General features: G+C 52.9%; 24 protein-coding genes. 12 read left to right on the top strand and 12 right to left on the bottom strand.

What is annotated here, in order from left to right; translation table 11 throughout:
- The first annotated feature begins 6 nt into the window (after positions 1 to 6).
- Positions 7 to 576 (top strand): RNA polymerase sigma factor, encoded by a 570-nt coding sequence (locus KK062_RS19935; RefSeq protein WP_254086104.1) that lies wholly within the window; start codon positions 7 to 9, stop codon positions 574 to 576.
- Positions 566 to 1,675, top strand: coding sequence for a S1 family peptidase (locus KK062_RS19930; protein WP_254086103.1), 1,110 nt, complete (start codon positions 566 to 568; stop codon positions 1,673 to 1,675). The genes KK062_RS19935 and KK062_RS19930 overlap by 11 nt, the downstream gene beginning before the upstream one ends.
- A 45-nt stretch (positions 1,676 to 1,720) precedes the next feature.
- Here KK062_RS19930 and KK062_RS19925 read toward each other — a convergent pair whose 3' ends face one another.
- Complete coding sequence (locus tag KK062_RS19925; RefSeq protein WP_254086102.1) at positions 1,721 to 2,065, bottom strand: ArsR/SmtB family transcription factor; 345 nt, start codon at positions 2,063 to 2,065, stop codon at positions 1,721 to 1,723.
- 122 nt (positions 2,066 to 2,187) lie between these two features.
- On the opposite strand from KK062_RS19925, the gene dinB reads away from it, so the two are divergent.
- The 3 genes from dinB to KK062_RS19910 all read left to right on the top strand — a co-directional run bounded on the left by dinB (position 2,188) and on the right by KK062_RS19910 (position 6,458).
- The gene (gene dinB / locus KK062_RS19920) at positions 2,188 to 3,255 is read left to right on the top strand and encodes a DNA polymerase IV (RefSeq protein ID WP_317195797.1); all 1,068 of its coding nucleotides are present in this window, start codon (positions 2,188 to 2,190) and stop codon (positions 3,253 to 3,255) included.
- Positions 3,256 to 3,640: 385 nt separating this feature from the next.
- Entirely contained in the window at positions 3,641 to 4,273 is a 633-nt protein-coding gene (locus KK062_RS19915) for a DUF6436 domain-containing protein (RefSeq protein WP_254086101.1), read from the top strand.
- A 34-nt stretch (positions 4,274 to 4,307) separates the two neighbouring features.
- Positions 4,308 to 6,458, top strand: a complete 2,151-nt coding sequence (locus KK062_RS19910; RefSeq protein ID WP_254086100.1) for a PAS domain S-box protein — start codon at positions 4,308 to 4,310, stop codon at positions 6,456 to 6,458.
- 56 nt (positions 6,459 to 6,514) lie between these two features.
- On the opposite strand, the gene KK062_RS19905 is transcribed toward KK062_RS19910, so the two are convergent.
- The 4 genes from KK062_RS19905 to KK062_RS19890 form a co-directional block, all read right to left on the bottom strand.
- The gene (locus tag KK062_RS19905; RefSeq protein ID WP_254086099.1) at positions 6,515 to 6,865 is read right to left on the bottom strand and encodes a response regulator; all 351 of its coding nucleotides are present in this window, start codon (positions 6,863 to 6,865) and stop codon (positions 6,515 to 6,517) included.
- Positions 6,866 to 6,952: 87 nt separating this feature from the next.
- Positions 6,953 to 7,615: a ClpP family protease gene (locus KK062_RS19900; RefSeq protein WP_254086098.1), complete on the bottom strand. Its 663-nt coding sequence runs from the start codon at positions 7,613 to 7,615 to the stop codon at positions 6,953 to 6,955.
- A 6-nt stretch (positions 7,616 to 7,621) separates the two neighbouring features.
- Positions 7,622 to 7,888 (bottom strand): hypothetical protein, encoded by a 267-nt coding sequence (locus KK062_RS19895; RefSeq protein ID WP_254086097.1) that lies wholly within the window; start codon positions 7,886 to 7,888, stop codon positions 7,622 to 7,624.
- A complete protein-coding gene (locus KK062_RS19890) occupies positions 7,854 to 8,426 on the bottom strand; it encodes an RNA polymerase sigma factor (RefSeq protein ID WP_254086096.1) in 573 nt (190 codons plus the stop codon). Before KK062_RS19890 ends, KK062_RS19895 begins: the two co-directional genes overlap by 35 nt.
- Positions 8,427 to 8,627: 201 nt before the next feature.
- Between KK062_RS19890 and KK062_RS19885 the strand changes: the two genes are divergently transcribed.
- The 5 genes from KK062_RS19885 (at position 8,628) to KK062_RS19865 (ending at position 16,825) form a co-directional block, all read left to right on the top strand.
- Positions 8,628 to 9,050, top strand: coding sequence for a hypothetical protein (locus KK062_RS19885; RefSeq protein ID WP_254086095.1), 423 nt, complete (start codon positions 8,628 to 8,630; stop codon positions 9,048 to 9,050).
- A 182-nt stretch (positions 9,051 to 9,232) separates the two neighbouring features.
- Positions 9,233 to 11,185, top strand: a complete 1,953-nt coding sequence (locus KK062_RS19880; protein ID WP_254086094.1) for a tetratricopeptide repeat-containing sensor histidine kinase — start codon at positions 9,233 to 9,235, stop codon at positions 11,183 to 11,185.
- Between the two features lie 180 nt (positions 11,186 to 11,365).
- Positions 11,366 to 12,622 (top strand): hypothetical protein, encoded by a 1,257-nt coding sequence (locus KK062_RS19875; protein ID WP_254086093.1) that lies wholly within the window; start codon positions 11,366 to 11,368, stop codon positions 12,620 to 12,622.
- A complete protein-coding gene (locus KK062_RS19870; protein WP_254086092.1) occupies positions 12,619 to 13,170 on the top strand; it encodes a condensin complex protein MksE in 552 nt (183 codons plus the stop codon). Before KK062_RS19875 ends, KK062_RS19870 begins: the two co-directional genes overlap by 4 nt.
- A complete protein-coding gene (locus KK062_RS19865; RefSeq protein WP_254086091.1) occupies positions 13,148 to 16,825 on the top strand; it encodes an ATP-binding protein in 3,678 nt (1,225 codons plus the stop codon). The genes KK062_RS19870 and KK062_RS19865 overlap by 23 nt, the downstream gene beginning before the upstream one ends.
- A 15-nt stretch (positions 16,826 to 16,840) precedes the next feature.
- Here the strand turns inward: KK062_RS19865 and KK062_RS19860 are convergent, their stop codons facing one another.
- From KK062_RS19860 to KK062_RS19830, 7 genes are all read right to left on the bottom strand, one after another.
- On the bottom strand, positions 16,841 to 19,477 hold the full coding sequence (locus KK062_RS19860; RefSeq protein WP_254086090.1) for an ABC transporter permease: 2,637 nt from the start codon (positions 19,475 to 19,477) through the stop codon (positions 16,841 to 16,843).
- On the bottom strand, positions 19,474 to 19,803 hold the full coding sequence (locus KK062_RS19855; RefSeq protein ID WP_254086089.1) for a PadR family transcriptional regulator: 330 nt from the start codon (positions 19,801 to 19,803) through the stop codon (positions 19,474 to 19,476). The genes KK062_RS19860 and KK062_RS19855 overlap by 4 nt, the downstream gene beginning before the upstream one ends.
- Before the next feature lie 97 nt (positions 19,804 to 19,900).
- A complete protein-coding gene (locus KK062_RS19850; protein WP_254086088.1) occupies positions 19,901 to 21,295 on the bottom strand; it encodes a HAMP domain-containing sensor histidine kinase in 1,395 nt (464 codons plus the stop codon).
- The gene (locus KK062_RS19845) at positions 21,279 to 21,971 is read right to left on the bottom strand and encodes a response regulator transcription factor (protein WP_254086087.1); all 693 of its coding nucleotides are present in this window, start codon (positions 21,969 to 21,971) and stop codon (positions 21,279 to 21,281) included. The genes KK062_RS19850 and KK062_RS19845 overlap by 17 nt, the downstream gene beginning before the upstream one ends.
- 69 nt (positions 21,972 to 22,040) lie before the next feature.
- Complete coding sequence (locus KK062_RS19840) at positions 22,041 to 22,967, bottom strand: bestrophin family protein (protein WP_254086086.1); 927 nt, start codon at positions 22,965 to 22,967, stop codon at positions 22,041 to 22,043.
- A gap of 47 nt (positions 22,968 to 23,014) precedes the next feature.
- On the bottom strand, positions 23,015 to 23,497 hold the full coding sequence (locus tag KK062_RS19835; RefSeq protein ID WP_254086085.1) for a universal stress protein: 483 nt from the start codon (positions 23,495 to 23,497) through the stop codon (positions 23,015 to 23,017).
- Positions 23,498 to 23,606: 109 nt separating this feature from the next.
- Positions 23,607 to 24,086, bottom strand: a complete 480-nt coding sequence (locus KK062_RS19830; protein WP_254086084.1) for a helix-turn-helix domain-containing protein — start codon at positions 24,084 to 24,086, stop codon at positions 23,607 to 23,609.
- Positions 24,087 to 24,271: 185 nt separating this feature from the next.
- Between KK062_RS19830 and KK062_RS19825 the strand changes: the two genes are divergently transcribed.
- Positions 24,272 to 24,877 carry a restriction endonuclease subunit S gene (locus KK062_RS19825; protein ID WP_254086083.1) on the top strand — a complete coding sequence of 202 codons (606 nt, stop codon included), beginning with the start codon at positions 24,272 to 24,274 and terminating at the stop codon, positions 24,875 to 24,877.
- Entirely contained in the window at positions 24,861 to 26,717 is a 1,857-nt protein-coding gene (locus KK062_RS19820) for an N-6 DNA methylase (RefSeq protein WP_254086082.1), read from the top strand. Before KK062_RS19825 ends, KK062_RS19820 begins: the two co-directional genes overlap by 17 nt.
- Positions 26,718 to 26,746: the final 29 nt, after the last annotated feature.

The following is a 26,746-nucleotide window of genomic DNA, read 5'->3' as shown; positions in this document are numbered from 1 at the left end:
TAAGCAGTGTATTATTTTGATGAGCTGATTGTCTCGGAGATCAGAAAGAATAACCGGATCGTGCTGCAGGAGCTGTACAAGGCGCATTACCCAATGGTTTTACACCTTATTTGTTCAAACAGCGGCACGGAGCAGGAGGCAAAGGACATTTACCAGGAGGCGGTGATCGCGTTCTATGAAAAGGTTCAGCAACCGGACTTTGTCCTACACTGCAAGGTAAAAACCTTTCTTTATGCTGTAAGCCGCAGGCTGTGGCTAAAGCGCCTGTGGGAGAAAAAACGGTACCGTGGGCAAATTGAAGAAGGAGAGCCCTTAGCAGGAATTGACGAGGAGATGGTCGACATCGAAGCCAAAGAGCAGATCTTTCACAAGATGGCAGCTTCGCTGGATGAGCTCGGCGACCCCTGCAAGAGTCTTCTGGAGGCCTTTTACCTGCAGGAAAGCTCGATGGAGAGTATCCGCGATACCTTTGGGTATAGTAACACGGACACGGCTAAGAACCAGAAATACAAATGTTTACAACGCTTGAAAAAGCTTTTTTTTACGCTGCACAACCAACCCCCTCATGAATCCTGACCGCGCTTTGATCGATTTGCTGGACCGCTACGCCAAGAACGCGCTGCCACCCGACGAAAAGGCAGCCCTGGAACAGCGTATGGAAGGCGACCCGGTGCTTTCGCAACAGGTCCAGGAACACCTGAATCTGATCGAATCCATGCGTTTTTACGGACGGCGCCACGACCTGAAAGCCTCCCTGGACGAGATACACGACACCATGACGACCTCTGTTCAGCACGAGCAACGTCCACCGGTAATGACCGTAACCCGTACCAACCTGTGGCGCAAGTACTGGCCGATGACGGCCGTGGCAGCTTCCGTCGCACTAATTAGTATTCTGGGCACTCTGCAAATGACCCAGTCGCTGGAAACCAAACAAACCGCCTATTATAAGGAATTGCGCCGGAACGTGGAGCAGATCCGCAAGTCCCAGAGCCGCCTCATGGCCGACATTGCCGAATCCAACAAAGAAAAGACAGGCCCCGTGCCCGAGACCTATGCCGGCACGGGCTTCATGATCTCCGCCAACGGCTACGTCGCCACCAGCTACCACGTCATTAAAGGTGCTGACTCGGTTTACATTGAAAATGAGACCTTTGGCCGTCTGAAAGTAGATATTCTCTTCAGTGACAAAGAAAACGATATTTCGATCCTCAAGATCGCGCCCGAGCTGCTGACGCCGGTCAGGTCACTGCCATACACGGTCAGCCCGTCAGAAGCCAATCTCGGCGAAGAAGTCTTTACGCTGGGTTTTCCGCGCGAAGACATCGTCTTTGGCGAAGGCTCCGTGAGCGCCGCCACTGGCTACAAACAAAACCCCAATGCCTACCAGGTATCCGTACCGGTTAACCCCGGCAACAGTGGTGGCCCGCTGTTTAACGCCAAGGGCGAGCTGGTAGGTATCATTAGCGGTTTGCAGACCGAAACATCGGGTGCGGCCTTTGCTACCAAGTCGACAATCCTGCTGCACGCTATTATGGACATGCCGATCGACACCGTGAATGTACCCCTGGCCCTGCCGCGTATCAATACGCTCAAGAACCTGGGCAAGGTACAGCAAGTGAAGAAGTGGCGGGAATATGTCTTTATGGTGCGCGTTTATAACGCCGCGAAATAGAAATCTTTGTTGTTTTGACCGGAAGCGCGGGTGTACAAAAGTATGCTAGCGCTTTCGCGTTTTACGAGCCCTGCCGCCGGATTCGAGGAACTCGCCCAGGGCGTCCAGCCGGGCGGCCCAGAACTTTTGGTATTGAGCCGTCCATTCCGATACTTCGCGCAGTGCGTTGAGGTGGGCTTCGCAGTAGCGCTCACGTCCCTGCTGATGTACGACAACCAGCCCGCATTCCGACAGGATACGAATGTGTTTTGAGATCGCCGGGCGGCTGATCTTAAAGTTCTCCGCGACCCCGTTTAAAGTCAGGGTTTTGTTGGCTAACAAGTGAATGATCTCGCGGCGGGTGGGGTCGGCAATCGCTTGAAAAACGTCTCTGCGAAGGGTAATGCTCATGGCGTAAATATAGTTTAAATGCTACGGATATAGGAAACCTGTCGGTTACGCTAGTGGGCGGCCACGCATCTGCATCCAACTGACACACTGCTGTCACTCCGCACCTTATATTTGCTCCCGCTGTGCGAAAGATCATTCACATCGACATGGACGCTTTCTATGCGTCGATCGAGCAACGCGACTATCCGGAGCTGCGGGGAAAGCCGCTCGTTGTCGGCGGGCCGCCCGAGGGGCGGGGCGTGGTGGCGACGGCGAGCTATGAGGCGCGGAAGTTTGGGGTGCGGTCGGCGATGTCGTCGCGGCAGGCGCGGCAGCTTTGTCCGGAGGCGATCTTTGTGTTCCCCCGGTTTGACGTTTACCGCGGCGTGTCTGCGCACCTGCGGGAGATCTTTTCGCGCTATACAGACCTGATCGAGCCACTCTCCCTGGACGAGGCATACCTGGATGTGACCGAGGATAAACAGGGCATCGGCTCGGCATTGGATATTGCTCAGAGGATTAAAGATGCGATCCGGGACGAGCTGCACCTGACGGCGTCGGCGGGGGTGTCGGTGAATAAGTTTGTGGCCAAGATCGCGTCGGACATGCAGAAGCCCGATGGGCTGACATTTATCGGGCCGTCGCGGATCGAGACGTTCATGGAGAATTTGCCGGTGGAAAAGTTCTTTGGCGTGGGACGCGTGACAGCGACGAAGATGAAAAATATGGGCCTGCATACGGGCGCCGACCTCAAGAAACTAACGGAGGCACAGCTGGTGCAACACTTTGGCAAGACCGGCCGTTTCTTTTACCAGATCGTACGCGGCCGCGACGAGCGGCGCGTACAGCCCGACCGGGAGATCAAGTCGGTGGGCGCGGAAGACACCTTCGCGGAAGACCTGGCCGTAGTAGACGATATGTATGTGGAGCTGGAGCATCTCGCCGAGGTTGTACATGTCCGGCTGTATAAACGCAACCTGCGGGGCAGGACGGTAACGCTCAAGATAAAATACCACGATTTTAAGCAAATTACGCGTAGCCAGTCGTTTGCGCAGGGGGTGAACGAAAAGGAGACGCTGTTTACAGTAGCCTGCCAGTTGCTCAACGCGGTGGACCGGCAAGAGAAGCGCATCCGGCTGCTGGGCATTTCTGTCTCTAATTTCGGGACGGCAGAGCCTGATGATCCAGCGGATCAGTTGACGTTGTTTTGATTTTTCACTTTCAACTTTCTCAAAATGGGCGGTTGCGGCATGTACCGCTATTTGTAAAAACACCGTTGTACAGAAGGGAGCTACTGTATAAGTACCTCGCATGCCATAAAGATTGCCGCTGATGTCAATTGCACGATGTGTTTATTCTATTCCAGAATTGAGACGATAATATGGTGTTTGGGAAACACTTCGTGCGCATTTCAATCGGTTGAAAAGAAAATCAGGCCAGAAAATCGCTTACTTTTCCCACTTACCTGAACAATCCGAATATGGCATTGTTTTTCGAATAGCCCATGTATGTATACTTCATGAAAATCCATACGTATTAAAATCCTTCGGGCGAAGTTTAGTCGTATATGATTTATCGTATTTAACTCCTGAGTACATGAGAAAAGTGTTGGTCAGTTTGCTGCTTGGGACTGCGTCCGTATCCATCGCGTTATTGTTCTGGTCCCAAGAGATGAAGTACGTGATGCCGACTCCCGTCCCTCCGCATTTTGTGTCGCAAGCTCTCACAAGTAAAGTAGATTTTACACTGCTCGCAGGTTACCGCGCGGGCAAACCTGTGTATATACACTTCTTCAACCCCGACTGCCCATGCTCTCGCTTCAACCTGAAACACTTTCATTCGCTGGCCAGTCAGTTTGGCAACCAGGTGCAGGTATTTGCCGTTATACCGGCGTACGCTGACCTCGCGCGTGCGCAGGACATGATCGGAACCGATAACCCCTCCGTGGTAATTGTGCAGGACCATGCCGACTCGTTGGCCTCGGCCTGCGGCGTATACGCAACCCCTCAAGCGGTGGTGATCGACGCTGAGCGCCGGCTGTTCTATCGCGGCAACTATAACAAATCCCGCTACTGTACAACGAAAGACAGCAACTATGCTGAGATTGCGTTAACCGCGCTCGTGGCCGGTAAGGCTTCGCCACAGTTCGGACCACGGGCTACGCAACCCTACGGTTGCCAGTTGCCGGACGCGGAAAAGCCGAACCTCTTTGTTAGCCTCTTCCAGTAACATCACCTTGAACTCGTCAAACCTCCAATATTAAATGAACCCGTCTGAAAAAACGCCCGTGAAGTTTACACCCCAAGCTTTCGCGGATATTAATGCGAAGTCCGACGTAAAGATCAACATCGCCCTGTCGGTGTACTTCGTGGTCGGCATCGTGCTGGCATTCTTTTACGATACCTACCTGATCGCGATTGGTGTTGGTACGCTCTGTCTGGCTAGCTATTATGGCACCAAGCTGCTACTACCGCACTCGCCGCTATACCGCTATGTGCTGGCAGTGGTTGTCGGTGTGTTCTCGGCGCAGTATATCTACCAGATGCACGGCATGTTTGAAATGCACTTTATGTTCTTTGTAGGCTCGGCCCTGTTGATCACCTACCAAAACTGGCGCTTGCAAATACCGCTGCTGGTCTTTATCGTGCTGCACCACGGAATTTTTGCCTATTTGCAATTTACAGGCATGAAAGATGTGTACTTCACGCAGCTGGAGTTTATGGACCTGGAGACCTTTCTATTTCACGCCACCATCGCCACGCTCATTCTCTATATCAATGCGCTCTGGGGCTATAGTCTGGGTAAACGCACCCGGAATACGGCGGCGGTTGCCGAGCAACTGGGTGATCAGCTGAAACACATAGGCCGCAACATCGCCTTCGCCGACGAGATCAGCAAAGGCAATCTGAATACGCAGTATGTCGTGACGGAAAACGACGATGAACTGGGCAAATCACTGCTCAAAATGCAGCACAACATTGTCCAGGCAACCGAGCGTGAGCGCGCTGACAAATACATCACGCAAGGTGTTGCATCGATCGGCGAGATTCTGCGCCGTCACGCCGACAATGTCGAAATATTATCCAATGAGCTGATCAGCGACCTCACACGCTATACGCAATCGAACCAGGGCTGTATGTTCCTGCGCGAAGAGGATGAGAACGGCGAGCCATACCTGAAGATAACCGCCGCCTATGCATACGACCGCAGGAAGTTTATGGAGGGTCGCGTGGAAATAGGCGACTCGCTGGTAGGACAGTGTTTCCTGGAAAAACAGATAATCATGCTAACCCAGGTGCCGAAAGATTACGTAAAAATTACCTCCGGCCTGGGCCTCGCGACACCTTCTTGCGTGATTATCATTCCGCTGTTGGCCAACGAAGAAGTGACCGGTGTACTGGAGTTCGCTTCGTTCACCAACTATACCGAAGGACAGGTTGAGTTCTTTAAGAAAGCCAGCGAAGCCATCGCGATTTCATTACTGTCGGTAAAAACGACGGAGCGAATCAAGAGCCTGCTGACCGATTCACAACAGCGCGAAGAAGAGATGCGTGCACAGGAAGAAGAGATGCGCCAGAACATGGAGGAGCTGTCGGCAACGCAGGAAGAAATGCGCCGCAACTCCATCGAGATGGAAAGCCGCGTCGATGCGATCAACAATAGTGGTATCGCGGCAATCGAGTTCGAACTGGACGGCACCATCCTAACGGCGAACAACACATTCCTGAAGCTCATGGGCTACACATTGGAGGAGATTCAAGGTAAGCACCACCGCATCTTTGTCGACAAGGAATATGCCCAGACAACCGAGTATCGTAAATTCTGGGAATTGCTCGGAGCCGGTATACCGCAGCCCGGGGAGTATGAGCGAGTGAAGAAGAATGGCGCCAAGATCTACATCAACGGTAGTTACTCGATCATCACCGACCAGAATGGTAACGCTACTAAAATCCTGAAACTAGCCACCGACATTACCGAGGCAAAAGTACAAATGCAGATGGTGAGCCAGCAGGAAGAGGAAATGCGGAGACGTGCCACCGAGTTAGAGAATCGCATTCAGGCGATCGCCGACTGCGGCATTGCTTCGATCGAGTTCGCGCTGGATGGCACCATCATCGACGCCAATGTGCCCTTCCTCGAAATGATGGGCTATGCGTTGCACGAGATCCAGGGCAAGCACCATCGCATCTTTGTCAAACCTGAATATACCATGACCGATGCCTATCGTAAATTCTGGAACGATCTGCGCCAGGGTATTGCTCAACCGGGCGAATACGAGCGCGTGTCGAAGAAGGGGGAAGAAGTGTTGCTGCGCGGCAGCTACTCGGTGATCCGCGACCATAAACAAAATCCGTTACGGATCTTAAAGATGGCCACGATGGTGACAAACAAAGAGGTCGGCTCGTACCAATAGAAACAGCGTGAGTGTGAGCGCGAAGAAATACAGCGTAAGTATGTTCGCTCTTACTCTCACTCTGCCTTCACATGCTCCCGGAATTTCTCCAGGGTAATCGGTTTATAGATGATGTCGGCAAAGCCGGCGCTGCGTAGCTCGCGCGCCTGCTGGTCGTCCACATAATTGGAGAGCACAAACGCCTTGAATGTATCGCCTTTAATGGCCCGCAGATCTTTCAGCACATGGTGGGCCAATATCGTAGGGGTGAGGTAATAGTCGATCAGCACCACGTCGAAATGATTATCCCTGGCCCAGCGCAGCGCCTCCTCTACGGAAGTAAAACCTTCCGCCTCAAATTCAAGGCCTAGCAGCTTTTTGGTTACAAACAGGTCCAGCTGCTCATCGTCGACGACCAATATCTTCACGGGCAATTTTTTCTGCAAATAAAGCCTTCAATTGAATAATTGCTAAAAACCGCCGCTAAATTATTAGACACCGATTGGTTTCCACACTTATGTTAGCACGGGCTGTTTAAGCTGGTCGCCGAGCAGGCGCATGCCAAAAGACGGAGTGTCCAGCTGAACAACATCGCTGGTATCACCGAGCACTTCGTCGATCAAACCAAAATCCCGTGCCTCCGGAGCGGTTAAATACCGGTCACGTAAAAAGTACTCTTCGATCTCCTGCCACGTGTGGCCGGAATGTTTTCCCATGAGATGAAAGAGCTGTGTCTGAATGCGCTCTTGCTCACGCGTGGCGATGCGCACGTCTTCGGTATAGCCCTGCGAGCCGGCGCTGGTGGGATGCATGTGAATGGTGGCGTGGGGCAGCGCATAACGCTTGCCTTTGGCGCCGGAAGCAAGCAGGGCTGTACCCATGCTGGCCGACACGCCTACCGCCACCGTCGACACCGGCGCCTGGATCATCTGCATGGCATCGTAAATGGCCAGACCGGCGTAGACACTGCCGCCGGGGCTGTTGATATATAGGCTGATGGGCTGCCGTTGGTCCAGGCTGTTGAGGTACAACAGCTGCGCCACGATGACATTGGCCACGGCGTCGTTGATACCTGTGCCCAGGAAGACAATGCGCTCCTTCAGCAGGAGACTATAAATATCATAGGCCCGTTCGCCACGGCCGTCAATGACCATGGGGATAAGATTTGCTTGTACCATATGCTGCTAGTGAAAAAGTTGATGAATCGATTGTTGAAAATCGGCATGTACCGGATCGGTAAACAATTGCCGGTGTATTGCCTCGGCCTGCTGCAATACCTGCTTGCGTTGGTATAGCCGTACCAGCTCGTATACCCGTTGCTGGGCACGCACGTTGGCGCGGAGCGTGCCGTTGGTCAGCATCCGCGCTTCAAACAGCAGCCGCTCGCCCGTCGACAACTGCCGGTGCAGATAGCGCTCAATTTGCTGTGTGTCCGTGCAGGAAGTCATCATAGTCCATCGATTTTTGTTTGACTACATTCCGTACCTTCTCCAGGCATTTATACTTCTGTACGGCGGCAGCGTGCTCGTTGGCATAGCCCAGGGATTCAGCCACGCGCTTGCCGTTGAGGCCGTCGTAATACCAGGCACGCAGCAAGTCCATGCATTTTTTTCCCGTCACTTCCAGGAAGCGTAGCAGCCGGGTAGCGTCGGGCACGGCGGTGGTATGCTCGGCAATGGACAGGCCGGCCTCGAATGTATCGAGTGACAGCTCGTGCAGATCCCGCTTGACGGCGCGCAGCCAGAGGTGCTTAGCGATCCCCACCACGTAGGCCTCGGGGGTATTTGCTACCTGTAACGTGCCGGCGGCGCGTTTTTCAAGATAGATCACCAGGGCGTCGTGAAAGATATCTTTCGCACCCTGGAAGGTACCGCGCGTGCGGCTCACAAAGCTGGCAACGACCGGAAAAGCCTGCCGGTACATCTGTTCGAAGAATACCTCATCGGCAGCCGTATCGGGTGCACACAGAACGGGTTCCGTTGTGATCATACAGTGTTGTTTAGCAGTATGTGTCTTTAACCGGCATAAGATCACCCTTTTTAACGGATTTTTTTTCCGAAAGTGCCACCGGGGTGTTCGGTCGCATATTAAATCAGTGTTAAACAGACACTAGCGCGCATAAAAAGCGACAAACGGCCGCACTGTGCTGCCTTGTTTTTCCGTATCTTATACGAGCGAATCTAACCCCTCATGAATACCATCGTTTTTGACGCCCCCTACGCCACGGTGACCTATTTTCCGGAGAAACGTTCCATGATCCTGATCTGGAACGGCAGCCCCAGCACCGAAGAATACAAGAAACCATTTCTGACCATGATCGAATTCGGCCGTAAGGTTCCGGTCGACGGTATGCTGTCGGACATCTCCAACCAGGGGGTGATCAACCCCGACAACCGGAAGTGGTTTGAAAAAGAAATGATGCCCCTGGCAGTTGCGGCGGGGCTCAAGCGCGGGGCCATTGTCACCAACGGAAATGCCTTCAAGCTTTACTACATCAACCTGATCCTTTCCACTGTTAATAAGTTTCCTATACAGACCAAGCTGTTCAATAACCGACAGGAGGCCATTGCCTGGCTCGACAGCTTTTTAGTCGAAGTACCGGCGACGTTTTAACGCCCGGATATAGTTTGCAACGGCGCGGCCAGGGCAACGTTAATCGGGTGCGGCGAGCGTTGGCCGACTACGTAAGTTTTACGGCAAACTTCCATTGAATATCTCACTGCTTTTTCTTCACTTTTGAGGAAATTTGAGGGATGCCAATCCGGGGGAAGTATTTTTTAATCGTATCCATTTTTTTGCTGTTCTGCTGTACGAAGGCCCATAGTCAGGATATCAATGCCGACCTGACCTGGTACGACAGCTTTCCGGAAGCCGGGGAGAAGGTACAGGCGGAGCGGTTACTCAAAGAAGCAGACACAAGATTCCAGCAAGCACGGCAGACAGGCGATGCCGCGGGGCAAGCCAAGGCGCTGACGGAGACCGGGCTGATCTATTTATCCTATTACGACTTTCAAGCATTTGACTTCTTCGAGCAGGCCCTGACACTCGAAGATTCCCTTGGCTTGGACCAACGCAAGTTATTTACGTACCTGGCGATGGCCAGGGCGTCGGAAATGACGGGCGACTACCAGAACAGCCTTGAACGTCTGATGCTCGTGCTGCAGATGAGCACCGCATTTAATAACCCGCACCTGGAAGCGCGCATTCGTATCGAGCTGGGCAAAGTATATACTGCCATGGGGAATCACGACCAGGCGTCGCAAAACTTTGAACAGGTAATCCACAAGGCTGATGACCTGGGGCAGACCAAGGTAGTAGCACAGGCGATGTTTTACCTCGGCCGCCTGTATGCGTCCATGAACAACTATCAGGAGGCATTGAAGCGGCACAAGGAAGCCTTGACAGTATGGCGCGCACTGGGTGACCGCAAAAACGAAGCTATCTCGCTTAATGACATCGGGGAATTATATACCTTAACGAGGAACGATGACCGTACACTAGCCAACCACATGGCGGCGCTTAAGATCCGGCAGGGCCTGAAAGACAAAAGCGGCATTGCGCAGTCGTATAACAACATCGGTATGCTCTATCTCCGGCAGAAACAATATGAGAAGGCCATTGCCAATCTTTTGCCGGCGCTTGACGCTGCACGTGAAGTCGAAGCACTACGGGAGCTTTCCAGCAGCTATGAGTCCCTGCGGGACTGTTATACCGAGTTGGGCGACCATCAACAGGCACTAAAGTATAGTAATTTGTTACTGGCCCTGAACGACATGATGCAACCTGAACGCACGGACCGGCGCCCGTCGGAAACCGACACAAAGTTGCGGAAGGAGCAGATCAAGAACCTGAAACAGGAATCGCTCCTGCGCGCGCAGCAGCTCCAGCAACAGGAAGAACGACAACTATACCTCTATGCCTTCATTGCGCTGGCGGGCGTCATCATTCTGCTGGTGTTATACCAGTACATGATCAAGCGCCGCACCAACCGCATGTTGGAGCAAACAAATACCACCATTCAACAACAGAACCTGGCATTGCAAGACCTGAACGCCACCAAGGACAAATTCTTCTCCATCATCAGCCACGACTTAAAAGGACCGTTGAATTCGCTGACGTCGTTTTCGGGACTGCTGATCAATCACACCGACAGCCTCAGCAAAGACGAGATTCGCATGCTGGCGCAAGACCTCGACAAGTCGGTGAAGAACCTGTTTGCCTTGCTGGAAAACCTGCTGGAGTGGTCACGCTCGCAGACGGGCAACATCGAATTTAAGCCGGAGGTCTTTGACATTGCCACAGTGATGGAAGAGAACAAAGCCCTGTTGACCGCACAGGCGCAGGCCAAAAAGATCGAGATCGCCTATAAAAGCGAAGGTGTGCGCATCGTGAACGCGCATAAGAATTCTGTAACGACGGTGGTGCGCAACCTACTGTCAAACGCCATTAAATTTACCCCGGAAGGGGGCAGCATCTGGCTGACGGCCGAAGCACGGCAAGGGCAGATACAGGTGGCTATTGCCGACAACGGGGTGGGCATGAGTTCCGAAGTGGTGCAAAAGCTCTTCCGGATCGATACCAAACACTCCACCAAAGGCACGGCCAACGAAAAAGGCACGGGCCTGGGGCTCATTTTGTGCAAGGACTTTATCGAAAAGAACGGCGGCCGCCTCTGGGTAGAAAGCGAGCCTGGCAAAGGGTCGGTGTTTGTGTTTACGCTGCCGCAGCCGCTTGGAAGCGTCGTTTAGCGAAAATCTTACAGTCCGTTCACATTCAGTGATTTAGGTTTTGACAGGCGTCTTTCCATACGCGCCGAATTTCCTATCTTGCACGATTTTTCAACCGGCCCGCGACATCCTGGAACAAAGCGACAGCAAGACTCTGTTTTTTGTCCCTGGCATCGACCGGCAACCACCGAATAGACGTACGTGAAGAACCCGCTAAGCATCAAAGACCTTGTCAACCTCTTGTACCAAAACAAGGAGGTGATCGAGATGCTTTTTGGTAATAAGGATTCCGTCAACAAGTCGGAGATCCTGGCCCGGGAGGACATGACGGACGAGAAGCTCGAGAAGCTGGTGGTCAACGAGCTGATCCACGAGAACAACAACATCATCAGCCTCGACGACCGGATCATGACCTTCATTGAAGAGTTTCTCGAGATCGGCGAGGTAACGACCAGCTTCATCAATGATAATATCCAGGCGTTGAACGAAGGCCTGCGTTATTACCACATTGACAACAACATCAAGTTTCTACGCAACATCAAGCGGTCGTTGAAGAGGATCAACTCCACCACCTCGCGCGAGGTGATGAAGCTGCACAAGAACATTGACGATACCTATAAGAACCAGGATAACTATGTCATCAAGCTGCAGGAGCTAGAGAAGTATAAACGCAAGCGTGACGACATCATCAACCTGATCCGCGAATCGGAACAGATCGTTTCCGATGCCCAGGGATTTTTTAATACCATTGTCGATGCCGAGCTGAGCTCGATCGTACTGGAGCTACGGTATACGCTGGTGCGCAACCGCGATTACCTGAACGAGATCCAGTCGCAGATCATCGACTACATCAACCGGATCCAGCACCAGTCCGCGATCTATAAAAAGATCCAGCGCCTCAAAGAATTGAAAGATTATGAAGAGCTGAAGTATAAAACAAACTACGTCGATGTGGTGGCCGGCATCCAGGCGATGTTCTTCCACAAGCGTATACCGCTCAAGTCGCGGTTGTCGCTCGACTTCCTGCATACCGACCACGGCTATCAGCTGACGCAAAAGGTTGCCGGTAAACTACACCTGCTGCGCAATTCGCATCGCAAGCCGGCCGGCCGGATGGTGGCCGGTTTTGACGACCTGAACCAGGAGGAATCGTCGAGTCTGAACATCGCGGGACTGGTGGAAAAGTTTATGGAGAGCCAAACCGATTTGTTTCAGTTTGTGCTGGACTACAAATTTCCGGAGAAAGCCGGCGATCTTACATTCGAGAAACGCATATCGCTCTATGTGGGCATTACCATCGACTATGACACGCAGCTGACCTTCTCGGGCAAGTTCGGGTCAATGAATTTTATCAACGAGAAGAAACAAAAGCAGCGGGTAGGCTACGCGATCGTGAAAGCAAACACGAAACAACGCGCCGCGAAGCAACCGTCGAAGGAGGAGGCAGCAACATCATGAACATTCCCAAGCAGACATCGGAGATCTTTAGCATCCTGAGCAAGGGCAACTTTATCAGCTCAAATGGCAGTCGCGGTAAGTTGTTTGATGTCATCAACTTCGAGGACAACTTCCAAACGCTAAAAGAGTTCTTTGCCCACACCGGCTACCACCTGGAAAAAGGACATAATTACTATTACTTCAGCCAGCAGGAAGAGACGAACACGATCATGGAAAAGAAGCTGGAGCAATTTGCCTATTACATCGACGTGATGGACTTTTTTTCTTCCATGGACGTAAAGCCCGTGGTGGGCACGCGGTATCGCGTGACGCAGATTGCCGAGGAGTGTTATGCCAACGAGCGGCTGAAGCAAAAGCTCTATGCGCTATCGCGACGGGAGAAGATGGTGGACAAGGTGGCCGAGATCGCCAACGACCTGACGGCAGGAGGTTTTTTTGAACAGGAGGACGAGGACACGTACAAGGTCATGGATGCGATCCATTACCTGGAGCAAGTGATCACGCTCATAACAATTGAGGAAGAAGATGGAGAACAGGCGGATTCTTAACCGGATTATATTTATCAACATCGGTAATACCGATTATGCCAGCATCGAGATTGCGGGCAATACCTGCTTTGTGGGCACCAACAACATGGGCAAGACCACGCTGCAACGCGCGATCCTGTTCTTCTATAGCGCCAATACGCGGGGGCTGGGTATCTCCAGCTCGCAGAAGTCGTTTGAAGATTATTACTTTCAATATCCCAACTCGTACATCGTATACGAGATCGCGACGGAGGATGGATTCTTTCACGTGATGCTCTACCGCCGGGAGAAGATCTTTTACCGGTTTGTAGACCATGCGTTCGACCAGGATCACTACATCGTCGACAGCGAAGCGCTGTTGCCAAAAGCGCTTCTGACGCGGCTGAATGAGCACAAGATCAACTACAGCGATCAGATCGAGACCTTTGAGCGGTATCGGAATATCATCTACGGGGCGGACCCTGATAAGCGGTATAAAAAGTTTTCCCTGATGAAGGGCAACGCGAACTATCACAATATCCCGCTGGCCATTACGTCGATCTTCCTCAGCTCGGAGTCGGTGATCCGCGCGGAGTTTGTGAAGGAATGTATTGCCAACTCCATCGGCACGAAACATACCAACATCGAGCTGAAGACAGTAGAGCGCCAGTTGCGCCAGTTCAGCGAGCGATACCAGGATATCGAGATGTTTTTCCGCAAGGAAAATGCCACGCGGGGCGACCTGATCAAAGACAACTTTACGCAGATCAAAAACCTGAAGTTGAAGCAGCGCGCACTGGCCACCGAGCTGGGGGGCGCGTTAAAATATGCCAACGAGCAACAACAGGTATTAGGACAGCAGGTATCACGTCACCGCGAAGAGATCGAATGGCAGGAGAGCGAATTCCGGAAACAGGAGCAAGGCCAACAGGAAGCTAACCGGGAGATCAACCAGGAGATCGGTGCCTTCAAATCAAAGATCCGGGAGGCGGATAAGAAGCAGCGCGAGTACGACGAGCGCGGCATTGCCGATGCGCTCAGGCAAATGGACGAGCGTGCCCAGCTGGCGTTGGAAGTACAGGCCCGCGAGAACGAATATGCCACGCTGACAGCGGGCTTTAGCGATGTAGAGCTCCAGTTCAAGACGTTGTTTGACGGCCTGGAAAACGAACGCCGTGAATTTGAGAACGTGCTGCGTGCCGAAGGCCTGCAGCTGGACCGTAAGTACCAGGACGACCGGAATGTGTTGCGCGACGATTTCCGCAAAGAAGAAAGCGAGCTTAAAGAACAGCACCAGGCAGAGGTAGGCCGCCTCCGGCAAGCATTGAATCAAAAGGAGCTGGAAAAGAAAGACGAAGACTTTCGCGAAAAGGAAATCCATCGCAAGCGCTATTTTGAAAAGGAGTCGACACAACTGCGCGCCAACCTGGAAGAGATCAGCCGGCGAAAGCTGGAGCGGTCGTCGGCGTTTACCGTCAAGAACAGCCAGATCGAGTCACTGAAGAAAGAAGGCGACCACATTCGTGAAAAGAACAAGCTCACGTCCGAGCAATACATCGCCCGCAACAACGACGAGGTATCGGCGCTGGAAGAGAAGATCAAGGCAATCGAGCAGAAGCTGTCAGTACACCAGCATACGCTGTTCGGTTTTTTACAAGAGAACTACCCGGACTGGTATAGCACCATCGGCAAGGTGTGTAATGAAGAGATCCTCTTTAACAAAGCGCTCAACCCAAAGGTCATCAAGAAAAACCTGGACACGCTCTACGGCATCCAACTCGACCTCAGCCAGGTGCAGGTACTCTCCAAAACGCTGGAGCAATACGAGCTGGAGAAGCAGGGGTATATCGACAAGATCGCCGCGTTGAACCTGGCGTTTTTAGAATTCCGGGAAACGCAGGCCCGCGATGAACAGAATAAGCTGGCATCGATCAGTAAAAAGTCGGCGCACCTGAAGAACGAGCTGTCGCAACTGGAATACGAAGCCGGTCAGGACGAGCACAAAGAGAAACAATACACTCTCGACCTGAACGAGTGGAAAGCAAAAGGCGAAGCCCTGCGCGAGAAAGACTTGCTGGAAAGCTACCAGTTGCAAGATGCCATCAAGAAGGAGATTGCCGGGCTGACCGAAAGCATGGCCAACCTGGATGCTGTCTTTGCCAGGAACCGGAAGAAGCTCGAGGGCCGTTTTAACGAACGACACGCCGCCCTCACGGCTACGTTCGAGCAAGAGTCTGCACGCTTGAAGGATGTACGCGATGAAAAGCTCTCGTCGTATGCCGACCACAAAGCGAAGCTGCAGAAAGAGAAAAGCAAGGTGCTGAAGAATAAAGGCATTGACGACAGCCGTATTAAAAAGCTTAAAGACGAGATCGAGACAGCACGCAAGGCGGTACAAACCATCGACAAACACGCGGAGCTGGTCAACGACTACCGCAAAGACAAACGCGAGCTATTTGACAAAGTAGACGAGTTTAAGCGAGAGAAGGAGCGTTTCGAAGAGCGTGTACAGCAATCCGAGAAAGAGTTCGCCGCCGTCAAGCAGGCTTTTGCGAAAAAGAAGAGCCAGTTGGAGGTGGACATCCGCTCGCTGGCCGAGGAGTTGAAACGGTATACAGAGGGAATGGAGCACTTCGAGCGGCACTTCCGCGAGCGGGCGCTCTTCGACAGGCTACGCCACATCGTCGAGCCCGCACAGGCAGCGCATTCGGACGCCGGTATTGTTGGGCTGTGCTCACAGCTGCTGGCCAACGACACCGAGTATCACAACCAGTTTGAGAAATTCCGGAACAACGTAACCGAATTTGCGGGCCGCTTCCGTCCGGATAACCACCTGAACTTTAAGGTCAACCCGCAGGCGGGGGAAGGTGAGTACGAGCGTTTTGCAGCCTACCTGCAAGAGTTTTACAACGAGAATAAGATCCAGACCTCCATTGCCGAGGTGGCCAAGAGTCACGGTATGTTGATCGATGCCATCTCGAGCAAGATGAAGGCATTGGCAGAGCACAAGGGCCGGATTACAAAAATGATCAGCAAAATGGAAGCGGACTTCGGACGCGCCTCATTTGAAAGCTCGAAGCTGATCGAATATATCAAGCTCAAATCGGAGGATAGCGAGAACAAGGTATTGCGCAAGCTCCAGAAGATTGCAGAATTCCGTGAGCAGAACCCGTTCCTGTATGGCGAAGTAAACCTGTTTAACCAGTCGAACAAAGCCAAGGCGGAGATCGATAAGCGCTCGGTGGAGCTGCTGAACGATCTGCAACGAACCATCAGCGAGGAGAAATACGAAGAGATACGCGTGCAGGACCTGTTCGAGCTGCGCTTTCGGATCAAGGAAGGCAAGAACGACACCGGCTGGATCGAAAAGATCGACAAGGTGGGCTCTACCGGTACGGATATGCTTGTGAAAGCGGTAATCTATATCACGCTGCTAAACGTGTTTATCAAAGAATCGACCGAGAAGACAGCCCGGAATTTCTCCGTACACTGTATCATCGACGAAGTAGGGCAGATCTCCGCGGCCTACCTTAAGGAGCTGATCAACTTTGCCGAAGAGCGCAACATCTGCCTGATCAACGGTCTGCCGAACGAGAGCAAGCTGGAGACGCACTACAACTACACGTATAAATTCCGGAAGGACCAGCATGGGTATGTGAAGGTAATTCCGTTGCTGACGATGACGATTGAACCCTAGCGCGTAGCCCGTTATTTATTCGTGACGCACAGTGTCTGCGGGGTTGGCGCGTGCCGCGCGCCACGTTTGTGACAGCGTGGTGACTAATCCCAGGAGAAGCAGGAGCCCAATGCTGATGACGATCTCGGCTACGCCAATATCGATGTGGTAATATTGAATGCGTAGAAACACCTTGTCAAACAGCAGGTAGGTGATGGGTACAGCAATCATGATGGCGACCGCCAGCAGACGGAAGTACGACTTCGACAACAGCACCACCAGCTGTACCGTGGATGCGCCCATGATCTTGCGGACGCCTACTTCTTTGATCCGGTTTTCGGTTGCATAGACCACCATGCCCAGCAACCCCAGGCAAGAAATAGAAATGGCCAGTACGCCCAATGCTGAACAGATCTTTACCATCGAGAAATACCCGACGTAGCTGTCCTCGATTTCATCTTCAAAGAACCGGGCTTCGAACGGAGCATCGGTGCCTAGTCGTTTCCATGAGCTTTCCATGTCGGTAAAGGTCTGGAAGATATCATTCGAGGCGATCTTAAGATTTGCATAGGCAACGTCTTGCATACTATAACGAAAGAAGAAACTCTGAACGCGTTCCGTTAACAGCAGGTAATAAAAGTCCTTTACCACACCGCGTATGGATACCATGCCCTGGCCCGGCAGGATCAGCGTTTTGCCTACTGCCCCGGTGGCGGTGCCGAGCTTAAATACGCGCAGGAACTCTTCGTTGACCAGGATGTGGTGTGCCTGCTCACCGGGGGCGTCACCGAAATTCTCGCCCGCGACAAGGGTTAGCCCCAGGTTGCCGAGGTAATGTTGATCGATCGACATCGCAAACACCTGCGTCGAGTCGGCCTGGTCGGGTTGTTTGACCCAGGTCTCTTCCGGGTAGGAGGTGCCGAGCACATTCGACGACAGGGATATCGTTTGTACGGCCGAGAGCTTCAAGAACTCGTTGCGAAAACGCTGCGGGTCGACGCCTTGCAGGTTTACATCGACAATGTTGGCTTTGTCGAAACCGAAATCGAAGGTTAGCGACGACCGGTATTGTTTCAGCACGATGGCCACGCTCATGATAAAGCCCAGCGACAGCGCGAACTGAAATACCATGAGGCACTTTTGTATCCACATACTACCCCAGGCCCCGTGGGGTATGGTGTTGCGCAAGGCTTGCACCGGGTTGAGCCTGGAGAAATACGCAGCGGGCAGTATCCCTGCCACGAAACCGACACTGGTCGCAAAGATCAGGAAACATAGGATTGTGGGCAGATCGGCATTCAGCTCGAGGGCGTCGGAGGATACCAGCATCGAAAGGAACTCCTGGCGCATGAGCAGAAAAAGTCCGAAAGCGCCTATCAGCGCCAACAACGCGATGAGTACGGTTTCGGTAATGAACTGTTGGAAGATCTGTGCGCGCTGGCCGCCCATGGCTTTGCGCAACCCGATCTCCCTGGCACGTTTCAACGCACGGGAGATGGACAGGTTGGTATAGTTAAAGCAAGCGGGCAGCAAGATCAGGAGGCACAGCGCACCAAAGATATAGAGCGAGGCGTAACCCCACTCGGGGCCGATTTCGTTGAAGTGCTCTGGCCCCGGCACGATATCGTTCAGCGCCTGCAGGTGGAACACTGCCTGAAATTTATCGGGTTGAGTATAGATAGACGGTGTTGCCTTTTGAAGATACGCCTCGACGTCGGTGGAGGGTGCATGGTCGGCCAGCAGAAAATATATATAGTTGCCGCGAAAGTCCTGCCAGGCGTCGGTGATGGGCTGTGGATGTACCTTCTGCCAGGCAAGCAGGGTTTCATACGAGGTGATGACCTCAAACTGCATGTGTGAGTTCTTGGGATGATCTTTTAGTACACCGGTAATCTCGAAGTCACCGTATTCCTTTAAGGTAATGATTTTGCCAAGCGGATCTTCGTCGCGAAAAAGCTTATGCGCGGCTTTTTCGGTAATCAGCAGGCTATTGAGTTTCTGCAGCGCCGTGGCCGGATTTCCCTTGAGCAGCGGGAAGGTAAAGACTTGCAGGAATGTTGGATCGGCAAAATATCCTGCCAGGGGCACTTCGTTCTCTTTATAGCGCGCGTTACTGGTCAGACGGTTTTGAATGCGCACGATGGTGCCCGCCGCGGCACACTCGTGCTGAAGCTTTTCGGCCAGGGGTGCGGGCGCGGATGCGTACGTGCGGTTGTTGTCGCCGTCCAGCACCTGTGTGGTGACACGGTAAATTCCGTCGCGGCGTGCATGAAAGGTATCGTACCCGCTGACATACGTCAGCATGGCAATAAAGAGCAAGCTGATGGACATGCCAATGGCGAGGCCGGCAACGTTCAGTATCGTAAAAAATCGCTGCTGTGCCAGGCTGCGCGCCGCAATGGTGAAATAACTTTTTAACATTATAAAAGGGTAAGCATTAGACGATAGGGGATGATGGGCTGCATGTTGTTTGCGCCGCTTGACAGCGTAGGAGAATAACAACACCAGGGCGTTGCGCCAATACAAGCGCCGGGCCTTTCGTACGGGCATACAGGTGAGGTGTTGCTGGTATATTTCCTCGAGGTCGCCCAGCAGGTCTTCTACCTGGGCACTGGCGCTATACCACCGGAAGATACGCTCCGGCAAACGCGGTGGGCGTGGAGGAGTCTTCATTTGGGCAGCGCCAGGTTGACTTTGGAAATACGCCAGAGTTCGTCGCGTAGCGCCTTGACATGGTGCAGCGCTACCTTGCCTTCTGCTGTCAGCCGGAAGAATCGCTTGCGGCGACCGCCGCGTTCGAGCGTAGGGTCGCCCAGCCACGATTCAATAAAACCTTTCTCTTCCAACCGCGTGATCGTTGCATGCAGCGCGCCGATACTGATATCCCGGTCCGTGCGCTGTTCGATGTCCTCTTTTATACCGACGCCGTAGGCGCCCTCTTGTAAGGCAGCGATGGTCAGCAAGACCAGTTCTTCAAATTCTCCCAGGTAGCCTTTCATATATGCGGTGTACGTGTGGGAGCAAAGATATGTTTCTATTTTTAAGAAGAAATAACAAAAACGTGTTATATTTGTGGGGTAGGGTGGTTGGACCGGGTCACATCATCGGCTGGGGTGTATACTCTTTGGCGATGGGCAGTCGCACTTGTACCTGTGTGCCTTTGCCTTCCTGTGCACTGACGGTAAGCTGCCCGTTGTGGAGGCGAATGATGTTGCGCGAAAGCGGCAGGCCGATACCATATCCTTTATAACTGCGTGTATTCGAGGCGCGGAAGAAGGGATCGTAGATATACTTCAATTCATTTTCTGGAATACCAATGCCCTGGTCGGCAACCGACACGATCACTTCGCGGTCGCTGGCGCCAATCGCTACGGACACCGGGCGGTTGTCCGAATATTTGCAAGCATTCATAATGATGTTGCCAAACGCCATGTGTAGCAGTTGCTGGTTGCCCTCGATGGTGAGTAACGACTCGTCTTCCGGAAACAGCTTATGGTCAATGCATATCTGGCTATCGGCGTGAATGTTATGGATGGTATTAAAAACCGTAAAGAGAAGCTCGTCAATGCGGATACGCTCCCAGTTGACTTTCTTGCCATCAAAGCCGGTCTGCGCCAGGCTGAGCAGGCTGACGGTGATGTGTTTGAGCCGGTTGGCTTCGTCGAGCATGACCTTGATCGAATTGCGATAGGCCTCTTCGTCGCGTGACTTGCGCAGGGCGTATTCGGCTTCACCGATGATCGCGGTAAGCGGTGTGCCCAGCTCGTGCGAGGCATTGCTGATAAAATTCTTTTGCGATTCGAACGACGTTTCGAGGCGGTCAAGCATGTTGTTAAAGGTACTCGAAAGCTGCGCAATCTCATCGGTTCCGTCGTGATCGTCGAGACGCATGTGAAGGTTGGTAGAGCTGATGTTTTGCACCTTGGTGGTAATGCGGCGGATCGGCGCCAGCACTTGTTTGGAGAACAACATGCCGACGGTGAAGGCCACCAGCACCGACAGCGATGTGCCGACAAAAAAGATGTTGCGCAGGTTTTGTGTGTAGGCGTCGCTGTATTCGTTCGTGGCCGATACGATCACGACGTAGCGGCCAGCGTGGCCGGTATAAAATATACCGGTATAGAAACGATTGCCATGCCGGAATGTACCATACCGCTCTCTGATGACATCGCGGTAAAATTCAGAGGACAGGGGCAAGGTATATTTCGGATTGGATATAACCATCCCTTCGTCGTCTACCTGTAGAAAAAATTCTTCCTCGGTGGGTAATTTCTCCAGGTGTTTTTGCCGGATCTCTTCGTAGGTGCGGGTATCGGACTCGCCCTCTTCAAAGGCGGCCTTTGCGGCGATAATGGCGCGGATATCGAGGCGGCGGTAAAAGTCCTGGAATGCGTGCTGGCTGGCAAAGTAATATGCAAGCAGGCTCAGCAGGGCGATAAAAGATGCCGTCAGCAAGCTGAACAGCAGTGCGATCTTAGTTTGTATTTTCATGCGCCTCTTTCAATACATAGCCCATGCCGATAACGGTATGAATAAGTTTGGGCTCAAATTCCTTATCAACCTTTTTTCGTAGGTAGTTGACGTAGACATCCACGACGTTGGTGCCCAGGTTAAAGGTAATATCCCACACATTCTCGAGTATATCGACACGTGACAAGACACGCCGGCGGTTGCGCAGGAGGTATTCCAACAGGCGGAACTCGGTCGCCGTGAGCTGGATGTGAATGCCCTGGCGCGTCACGGTTTTGCTTTCGATGTCGACGGAAAGATCTGCCAGCGAGAGGACCTGGCTGTCGGATGCCCGGGGATTTGCACGCCGCGAAACGGACCGTATACGGGCCATGAGCTCGTTGAAGTTAAACGGCTTTACGATGTAGTCGTCCGCACCACTATCCAAACCGGTCACGGTGTTTTCAGCTGAGCCCAGCGCCGTGAGCATAATCACCGGCATGGTTTTACCTTCCTGGCGCAGCTCCTTGCAAATCTCTATGCCACTTTTGCCGGGCAGCATGATATCGAGCAGCACCAGATCGAAGACGTTCTGCCTGAGCATCTCGGAAGCGGAGAGGCCATCCATGGCTACACTGACGACATGGTTTTCTTCTTCCAACCCACGTTTGATGAACGACACGACATTCAGCTCATCCTCAACCAAAAGAATCCTCATACCTGCAAAGTTAGTCACCTTCTATGGACAGTTTCAAGCGAAGCGTTTGCCAGGGCGGGGCGGGCCCGACTACATAATGTAATAGTCGTGCTCCTTGCCCTGGTCCGCCAAAGATTGGTGGTGGTCGGAGTGCAGATCGTTCAACGCCTGCCGCAGATCCCGTTCGATGGTTGCCGCAATCGCGGTGACGGGCGTGTCGGTCGGCCGGTTCTCAAACGGATCCTGGAGGTGGATAGCCATCTTTTCGATCAGCAGATACGAAGAGGCAATCCCCACGACCATGGGTATCTCCATCAGGCCGAACATCTCGATCAAGGCAAACGGAAGCAATATAATGAAAAAGTACATGGCAAAGCGTATGTACAAACTGTACGTAGACGGGAATACCGTGTTCTTGATCCGCTCACATTGGCCCATGGCATTACACAGCCGTGTGACGGTGCCATCGATCTCTACCTGCTGATATTTGTTCAGCCATTTCTTCCGCATGGCAAAGTTCAGATCGCGCCCGTGCAGCTCCAACAGGGCGAAGGATTTGTTATCGTAGCGTTCGATGTAATGGCGCTCTGTGTCAACGAGTAAGTCCTCTAATCCTTTAAAGGCACGCGCACCCCGTAAGGATTGTCCCAACACGTATGCCCAGGCAATCTGTCGTTTGACGAAGCGATCGCGAAAGATGTCGAGCGCTTCTGTATCGTATTCGGTATACGTCATAGTGGTGATCTGTCGTGCCAGCGTACGCGATTCGTTTACAATCGCGCCCCAGATGGTACGGGCTTCCCACCAGCGATCGTAGGCCTGGTTGGATTTGAAAGCCAACAACAATGACAGTACAGTGACCATGACCATCGGTACCGACAGGGGTATGGAAATGCGCGTAAAGTGAAACTTGTCGTATATCAGTGCAATGAGTACAGCGTATGCCGTGACGAGAACGATCTCTTTGCGGATTTTCCCCAAGGCATACGTAAGCGGTATTTTATTCTTCAGCAGCATCTGATCCTGTTTTCGTTAATAATAATGTTCCATCGAACGGGTATAGGCTACGTGCCCGACAAAATGGTGAACAGGTCGACCTGCCCTTCATGTTGTGTGGCTGTCTGGCTGATGTCCATAAGCGGCTTGTGACAGCGGCGGATCAGTGCATACGGATCTACGCTACGGGCATCGATCTTTTTCAGTACCAGTGACTTATTATACATGATGACGTCGACGTTGCGGGCGTCTACATAGTTTTCAAAGACCGCCGCGGTACTGCCATAAAAGACCTCGCATTGGATATCAGCAACCGATGATGCATATTTATTCCGGAGTACGGCGCAGGCGTCTTTAAAATCCTGGTTGATGAGCTTTTTCCGAAGCTGCTCCTTAGAAAAGAATAGCAGATCCGTAATCGAATGCGGAATGTCGACCATGTGGAACAAAAGAATGTTCAGCTTGGCTGTCCCTGCGTCTTCCAACGCGTAGCGGACTACTTGTAAGGACTTTACGGTAAAGTCGGTGGGAATGAGAACATGCTTGATCATCTTCTTTTCTGTTAAAGTGAAAAATACTTTCTACCTCGTTGTCTTCCCCAAAGCTGAGGTGACCCGATTAAAACAGTTTAAGAAGCGGATTAAAATGCTATTAGAGCGGCTAGACGCCCGCCAGGGGCGTATCTCTACTGCCGCTCACGAGCATTTCCAGGGCGGCCGAGCGCATGCGCTCGCAGCGCAGGAGCTCTTCGTAGAGCCGTTTGTTTTCATGGGCCATCGCCATGCAGTGATCTAAGAACGAACGCAGCGAGGCGTTTGTTACGGTATCGCTGGGGGCGGAGGCTGCCGACGGCGCGACGACCGGTCCTTCGGGCCGTTGCTCAAACGACTGCAAAACACACTCGCGTGCAACCCGCTCGCTGAACAGCCGGATGATCTCGGGAGACACTTTTAATTTGAATGACACCTCGCGCAGGGTGGGGTCATCAATGAGCTCTTTCCCTTCTAACAACGATATTCTTTTCTGAGACCAGCCCGGCCCGAGCTGCTCAGCCAGGGATTCTTGTTTGACTCCTACCATCTCGCGAAAGCGCTTTAAATTTCTGCCGTGGTGAATGGGTTCTTCTTTTTCAGACGCCATAAATTATACATAAATTGCTAACAGTGATGGTAAAATTCTGTTGTTTTTATCAGTCTCACAACGAATGCCCGGAATATAGTATACCCACGTGAGCGTCAGCAGAATACCTTAAAAATACATTTCCAGAAAATTTGCATCGTAACGATTATGCAAGTACTTTGGTTAAACCGTTAATCGTTATTGGTATGATCCCCGTAGAAGAACTCCCCGCTGTTTTATCCGGTATATGGGCCGGCTACTCCTTCCGCAGCAAGCTTTCGCACACCCCCGGCGGCACTCTGCACGTGCTGCAAATGAAAGACCTGGAAGAGCACTATACCGCCATTGGCTCGTCGCTCACCTGTATCTGCTTTGATACTATGCCGGAGAAATTCCTGCTGCAGGCCGGCGATGTACTGTTCCTGGCGAAGGGTGCGAACAACTATGCGACGGCGTATACCCCGGTCTTGCCCCGCGTGGTACCGGCCTCGGCGTTCTTTATTCTCCGCCCCAACATCCAAAAGATCGACCCCGGCTACCTGGCCTGGTATATCAACCAGGCCCCCGTACAACATTACCTGAAAACGCACGCTGCGGGAAAACATACACCGAATATCAATAAAAACGTCATCGAACGGATCACGCTGCCGGTGCCACCCCTGGCACGGCAACAAGCCATTGCCACCATCGACCGGCTGCGCCGGGAGGAAATGCGCCTGTTGCGTACGATCCAGGAACGACGCGCCGAGCTTATCGCCCGGCAACTATTAACCGTTGTGCCAACACCCGCCCTGTATGAACCTTACGCATGAGCTCACGCCCGATACGGTGAAGCGCCACCGGCTACTCTGGCATGTGTATAAAATGATGGCGCGAACCTACACCTTTGCCGACAGCCTGCAGTATACAGCAGGGCTTTTGTTACTGCGTACGATCAGCACCGGTTGGCACACACAATGGGAGGTGTATAAACAGCGGTACGGTGCCGGCAGCCCCCAGGTGGCGCGCATGATGATGTTCCACCGTTTTCAACTGCCTGAGAAATGTTCATTTGAATACCTGTTGCTACACCGCGAAAAAAACGACATCGCTGCGCGTGCAACCCGGGCATTGCGACAACTGGATGCATGTAACCCCGACACGTTGCAGAGTATATTTCGGGACGTCGATTTCGACAACTGTAAACCTGGTGCAACGGGTGGTGCGTCCGAGACGATCCGGCAATCGTTGAAATACCTGTCGCGTGCGGCGTTTGACACCGAAGCAGGTGCGGCGTTTCACTATCTGTTGGAGAAACTGGCGAACGCACGTGAGAACCATTATAAGGCGTTGTTTGTGCCACCGGCCATCAGCCACCTGGTGGCGTTATTGGCCGCACCACGCGCCGGAGAACGCATAGGCGACCCCGTATGCGGCTGTGGCGCACTGCTGGTTCCCACTGTCCTGCATACGCGCGCCCGGAACGCGCGTCTATCGCCCGACTTCTCGGCGTTTGGCCAGGAGCATCACGACGGCGGCTTCCGGCTGGCACGTATACACACGCACCTCTATGGGCTGGCCGGCGTACGGCTGGAGGTCGCCAGCAGTATTACCGATCCGCGCTTTCTCGAAGAAGACGGTACGTTGATGAAGTTTGACGTGGCGGTAGCCAACCTGATGATATCCCTGGAACATTGGGGCTACACCGGGGCACTGGCGGATCAACACCAACGGTTCCGGCACGGGCTTCCACCCCGGGGCAAAGGTGACTATGCCTATGTGCAGCATATACTGGCCACGCTGGCGCCCGGTGGCCGGGCCGTGATCCTGATGGCGCTGAACGCGCTGTCGCGGCAGGGCACCGAGGCGAAGATCCGGCAGGCGCTGGTAGAAGCCAATGTGATCGATGCGGTGATTGCCTTGCCGGCGAATCTTTTCGCTGATACGGCAGCATCGACAGCAGTCCTGATCCTTCGGCCATCACGCACACGTAACGAAGTACTTTTTATCGATGCCCGGCAATATTATCAATCGGGACGAAAGCAACACCTGTTACGCCCGCAAGATATCACCCGCATTACCGCTGCCTATGCCTGCTACGAAAACCTGGAGGAGCTGGCGGTTTGTATTCCCCGGGAAGAGATTGCCCGGAACAGCTTCAACCTCTCCGTAGCTCCCTATATCCGTCGCGCCGCACCGGCGGGGCGTGCCGACGTGGCATTGCTACGACAAGAAATCGACCAGTTGAACCACGCACTGCGTCAAACACGTGTTACCCTAGACACGCTTCTGCAGGCGCTACAGGATAGTAACAACGATACCGATGCACGAACCGTGCCGTACACATATCCACCAACGAGTGACGTCTTCGAAGACGCTCTTGCCGCTTACGATATGACGCCGGAACATTCCTTTTGTGCGGCGATACGTCACGCTATTCCCTACATTTCAGACGTCTTTGCTGCGGCTGCCGGGGAGGGGATCCAGGCCGTATACCGGCAACGCATCATCCGGGATTGGAAAACGAATACCGACTGGCAACGCGAAACGGACCGCGATGTAGAGGACCTATTATACACGTTAACGTCGGGTAAAAGCTTGCCGATAACCGAAGCCATGCGCGACGCGATCCGGTTCGCCTGCCGGGAAGCTGCGGCACGCATATTTCAATAAAGCACTGGCATAGTTTTTTACTTCTTCTA

This window comes from Dawidia cretensis (assembly GCF_018598175.1).
Classification (GTDB): Bacteria; Bacteroidota; Bacteroidia; order Cytophagales; family Cyclobacteriaceae; genus Ohtaekwangia; species Ohtaekwangia cretensis.
This window is presented reverse-complemented; position numbering and strand designations above follow the sequence as displayed.

Excerpts from the sequence above, each read along its gene's own strand:
- KK062_RS19860 (WP_254086090.1), bottom strand. The coding sequence starts at position 19,477 with ATGAAGACTCCTCCACGCCCACCGCGTTTGCCGGAGCGTATCTTCCGG.
- KK062_RS19820 (WP_254086082.1), top strand. The coding sequence starts at position 24,861 with ATGAACCTTACGCATGAGCTCACGCCCGATACGGTGAAGCGCCACCGG.
- KK062_RS19845 (WP_254086087.1), bottom strand. The coding sequence starts at position 21,971 with ATGAGGATTCTTTTGGTTGAGGATGAGCTGAATGTCGTGTCGTTCATC.
- KK062_RS19870 (WP_254086092.1), top strand. The coding sequence starts at position 12,619 with ATGAACATTCCCAAGCAGACATCGGAGATCTTTAGCATCCTGAGCAAG.
- KK062_RS19850 (WP_254086088.1), bottom strand. The coding sequence starts at position 21,295 with ATGAAAATACAAACTAAGATCGCACTGCTGTTCAGCTTGCTGACGGCA.
- KK062_RS19915 (WP_254086101.1), top strand. The coding sequence starts at position 3,641 with ATGAGAAAAGTGTTGGTCAGTTTGCTGCTTGGGACTGCGTCCGTATCC.
- KK062_RS19825 (WP_254086083.1), top strand. The coding sequence starts at position 24,272 with ATGATCCCCGTAGAAGAACTCCCCGCTGTTTTATCCGGTATATGGGCC.
- KK062_RS19895 (WP_254086097.1), bottom strand. The coding sequence starts at position 7,888 with ATGATGACTTCCTGCACGGACACACAGCAAATTGAGCGCTATCTGCAC.
- KK062_RS19885 (WP_254086095.1), top strand. The coding sequence starts at position 8,628 with ATGAATACCATCGTTTTTGACGCCCCCTACGCCACGGTGACCTATTTT.
- KK062_RS19910 (WP_254086100.1), top strand. The coding sequence starts at position 4,308 with ATGAACCCGTCTGAAAAAACGCCCGTGAAGTTTACACCCCAAGCTTTC.
- KK062_RS19865 (WP_254086091.1), top strand. The coding sequence starts at position 13,148 with ATGGAGAACAGGCGGATTCTTAACCGGATTATATTTATCAACATCGGT.
- KK062_RS19835 (WP_254086085.1), bottom strand. The coding sequence starts at position 23,497 with ATGATCAAGCATGTTCTCATTCCCACCGACTTTACCGTAAAGTCCTTA.
- KK062_RS19930 (WP_254086103.1), top strand. The coding sequence starts at position 566 with ATGAATCCTGACCGCGCTTTGATCGATTTGCTGGACCGCTACGCCAAG.
- KK062_RS19900 (WP_254086098.1), bottom strand. The coding sequence starts at position 7,615 with ATGGTACAAGCAAATCTTATCCCCATGGTCATTGACGGCCGTGGCGAA.
- KK062_RS19855 (WP_254086089.1), bottom strand. The coding sequence starts at position 19,803 with ATGAAAGGCTACCTGGGAGAATTTGAAGAACTGGTCTTGCTGACCATC.
- KK062_RS19925 (WP_254086102.1), bottom strand. The coding sequence starts at position 2,065 with ATGAGCATTACCCTTCGCAGAGACGTTTTTCAAGCGATTGCCGACCCC.
- KK062_RS19890 (WP_254086096.1), bottom strand. The coding sequence starts at position 8,426 with ATGATCACAACGGAACCCGTTCTGTGTGCACCCGATACGGCTGCCGAT.
- KK062_RS19840 (WP_254086086.1), bottom strand. The coding sequence starts at position 22,967 with ATGCTGCTGAAGAATAAAATACCGCTTACGTATGCCTTGGGGAAAATC.
- KK062_RS19830 (WP_254086084.1), bottom strand. The coding sequence starts at position 24,086 with ATGGCGTCTGAAAAAGAAGAACCCATTCACCACGGCAGAAATTTAAAG.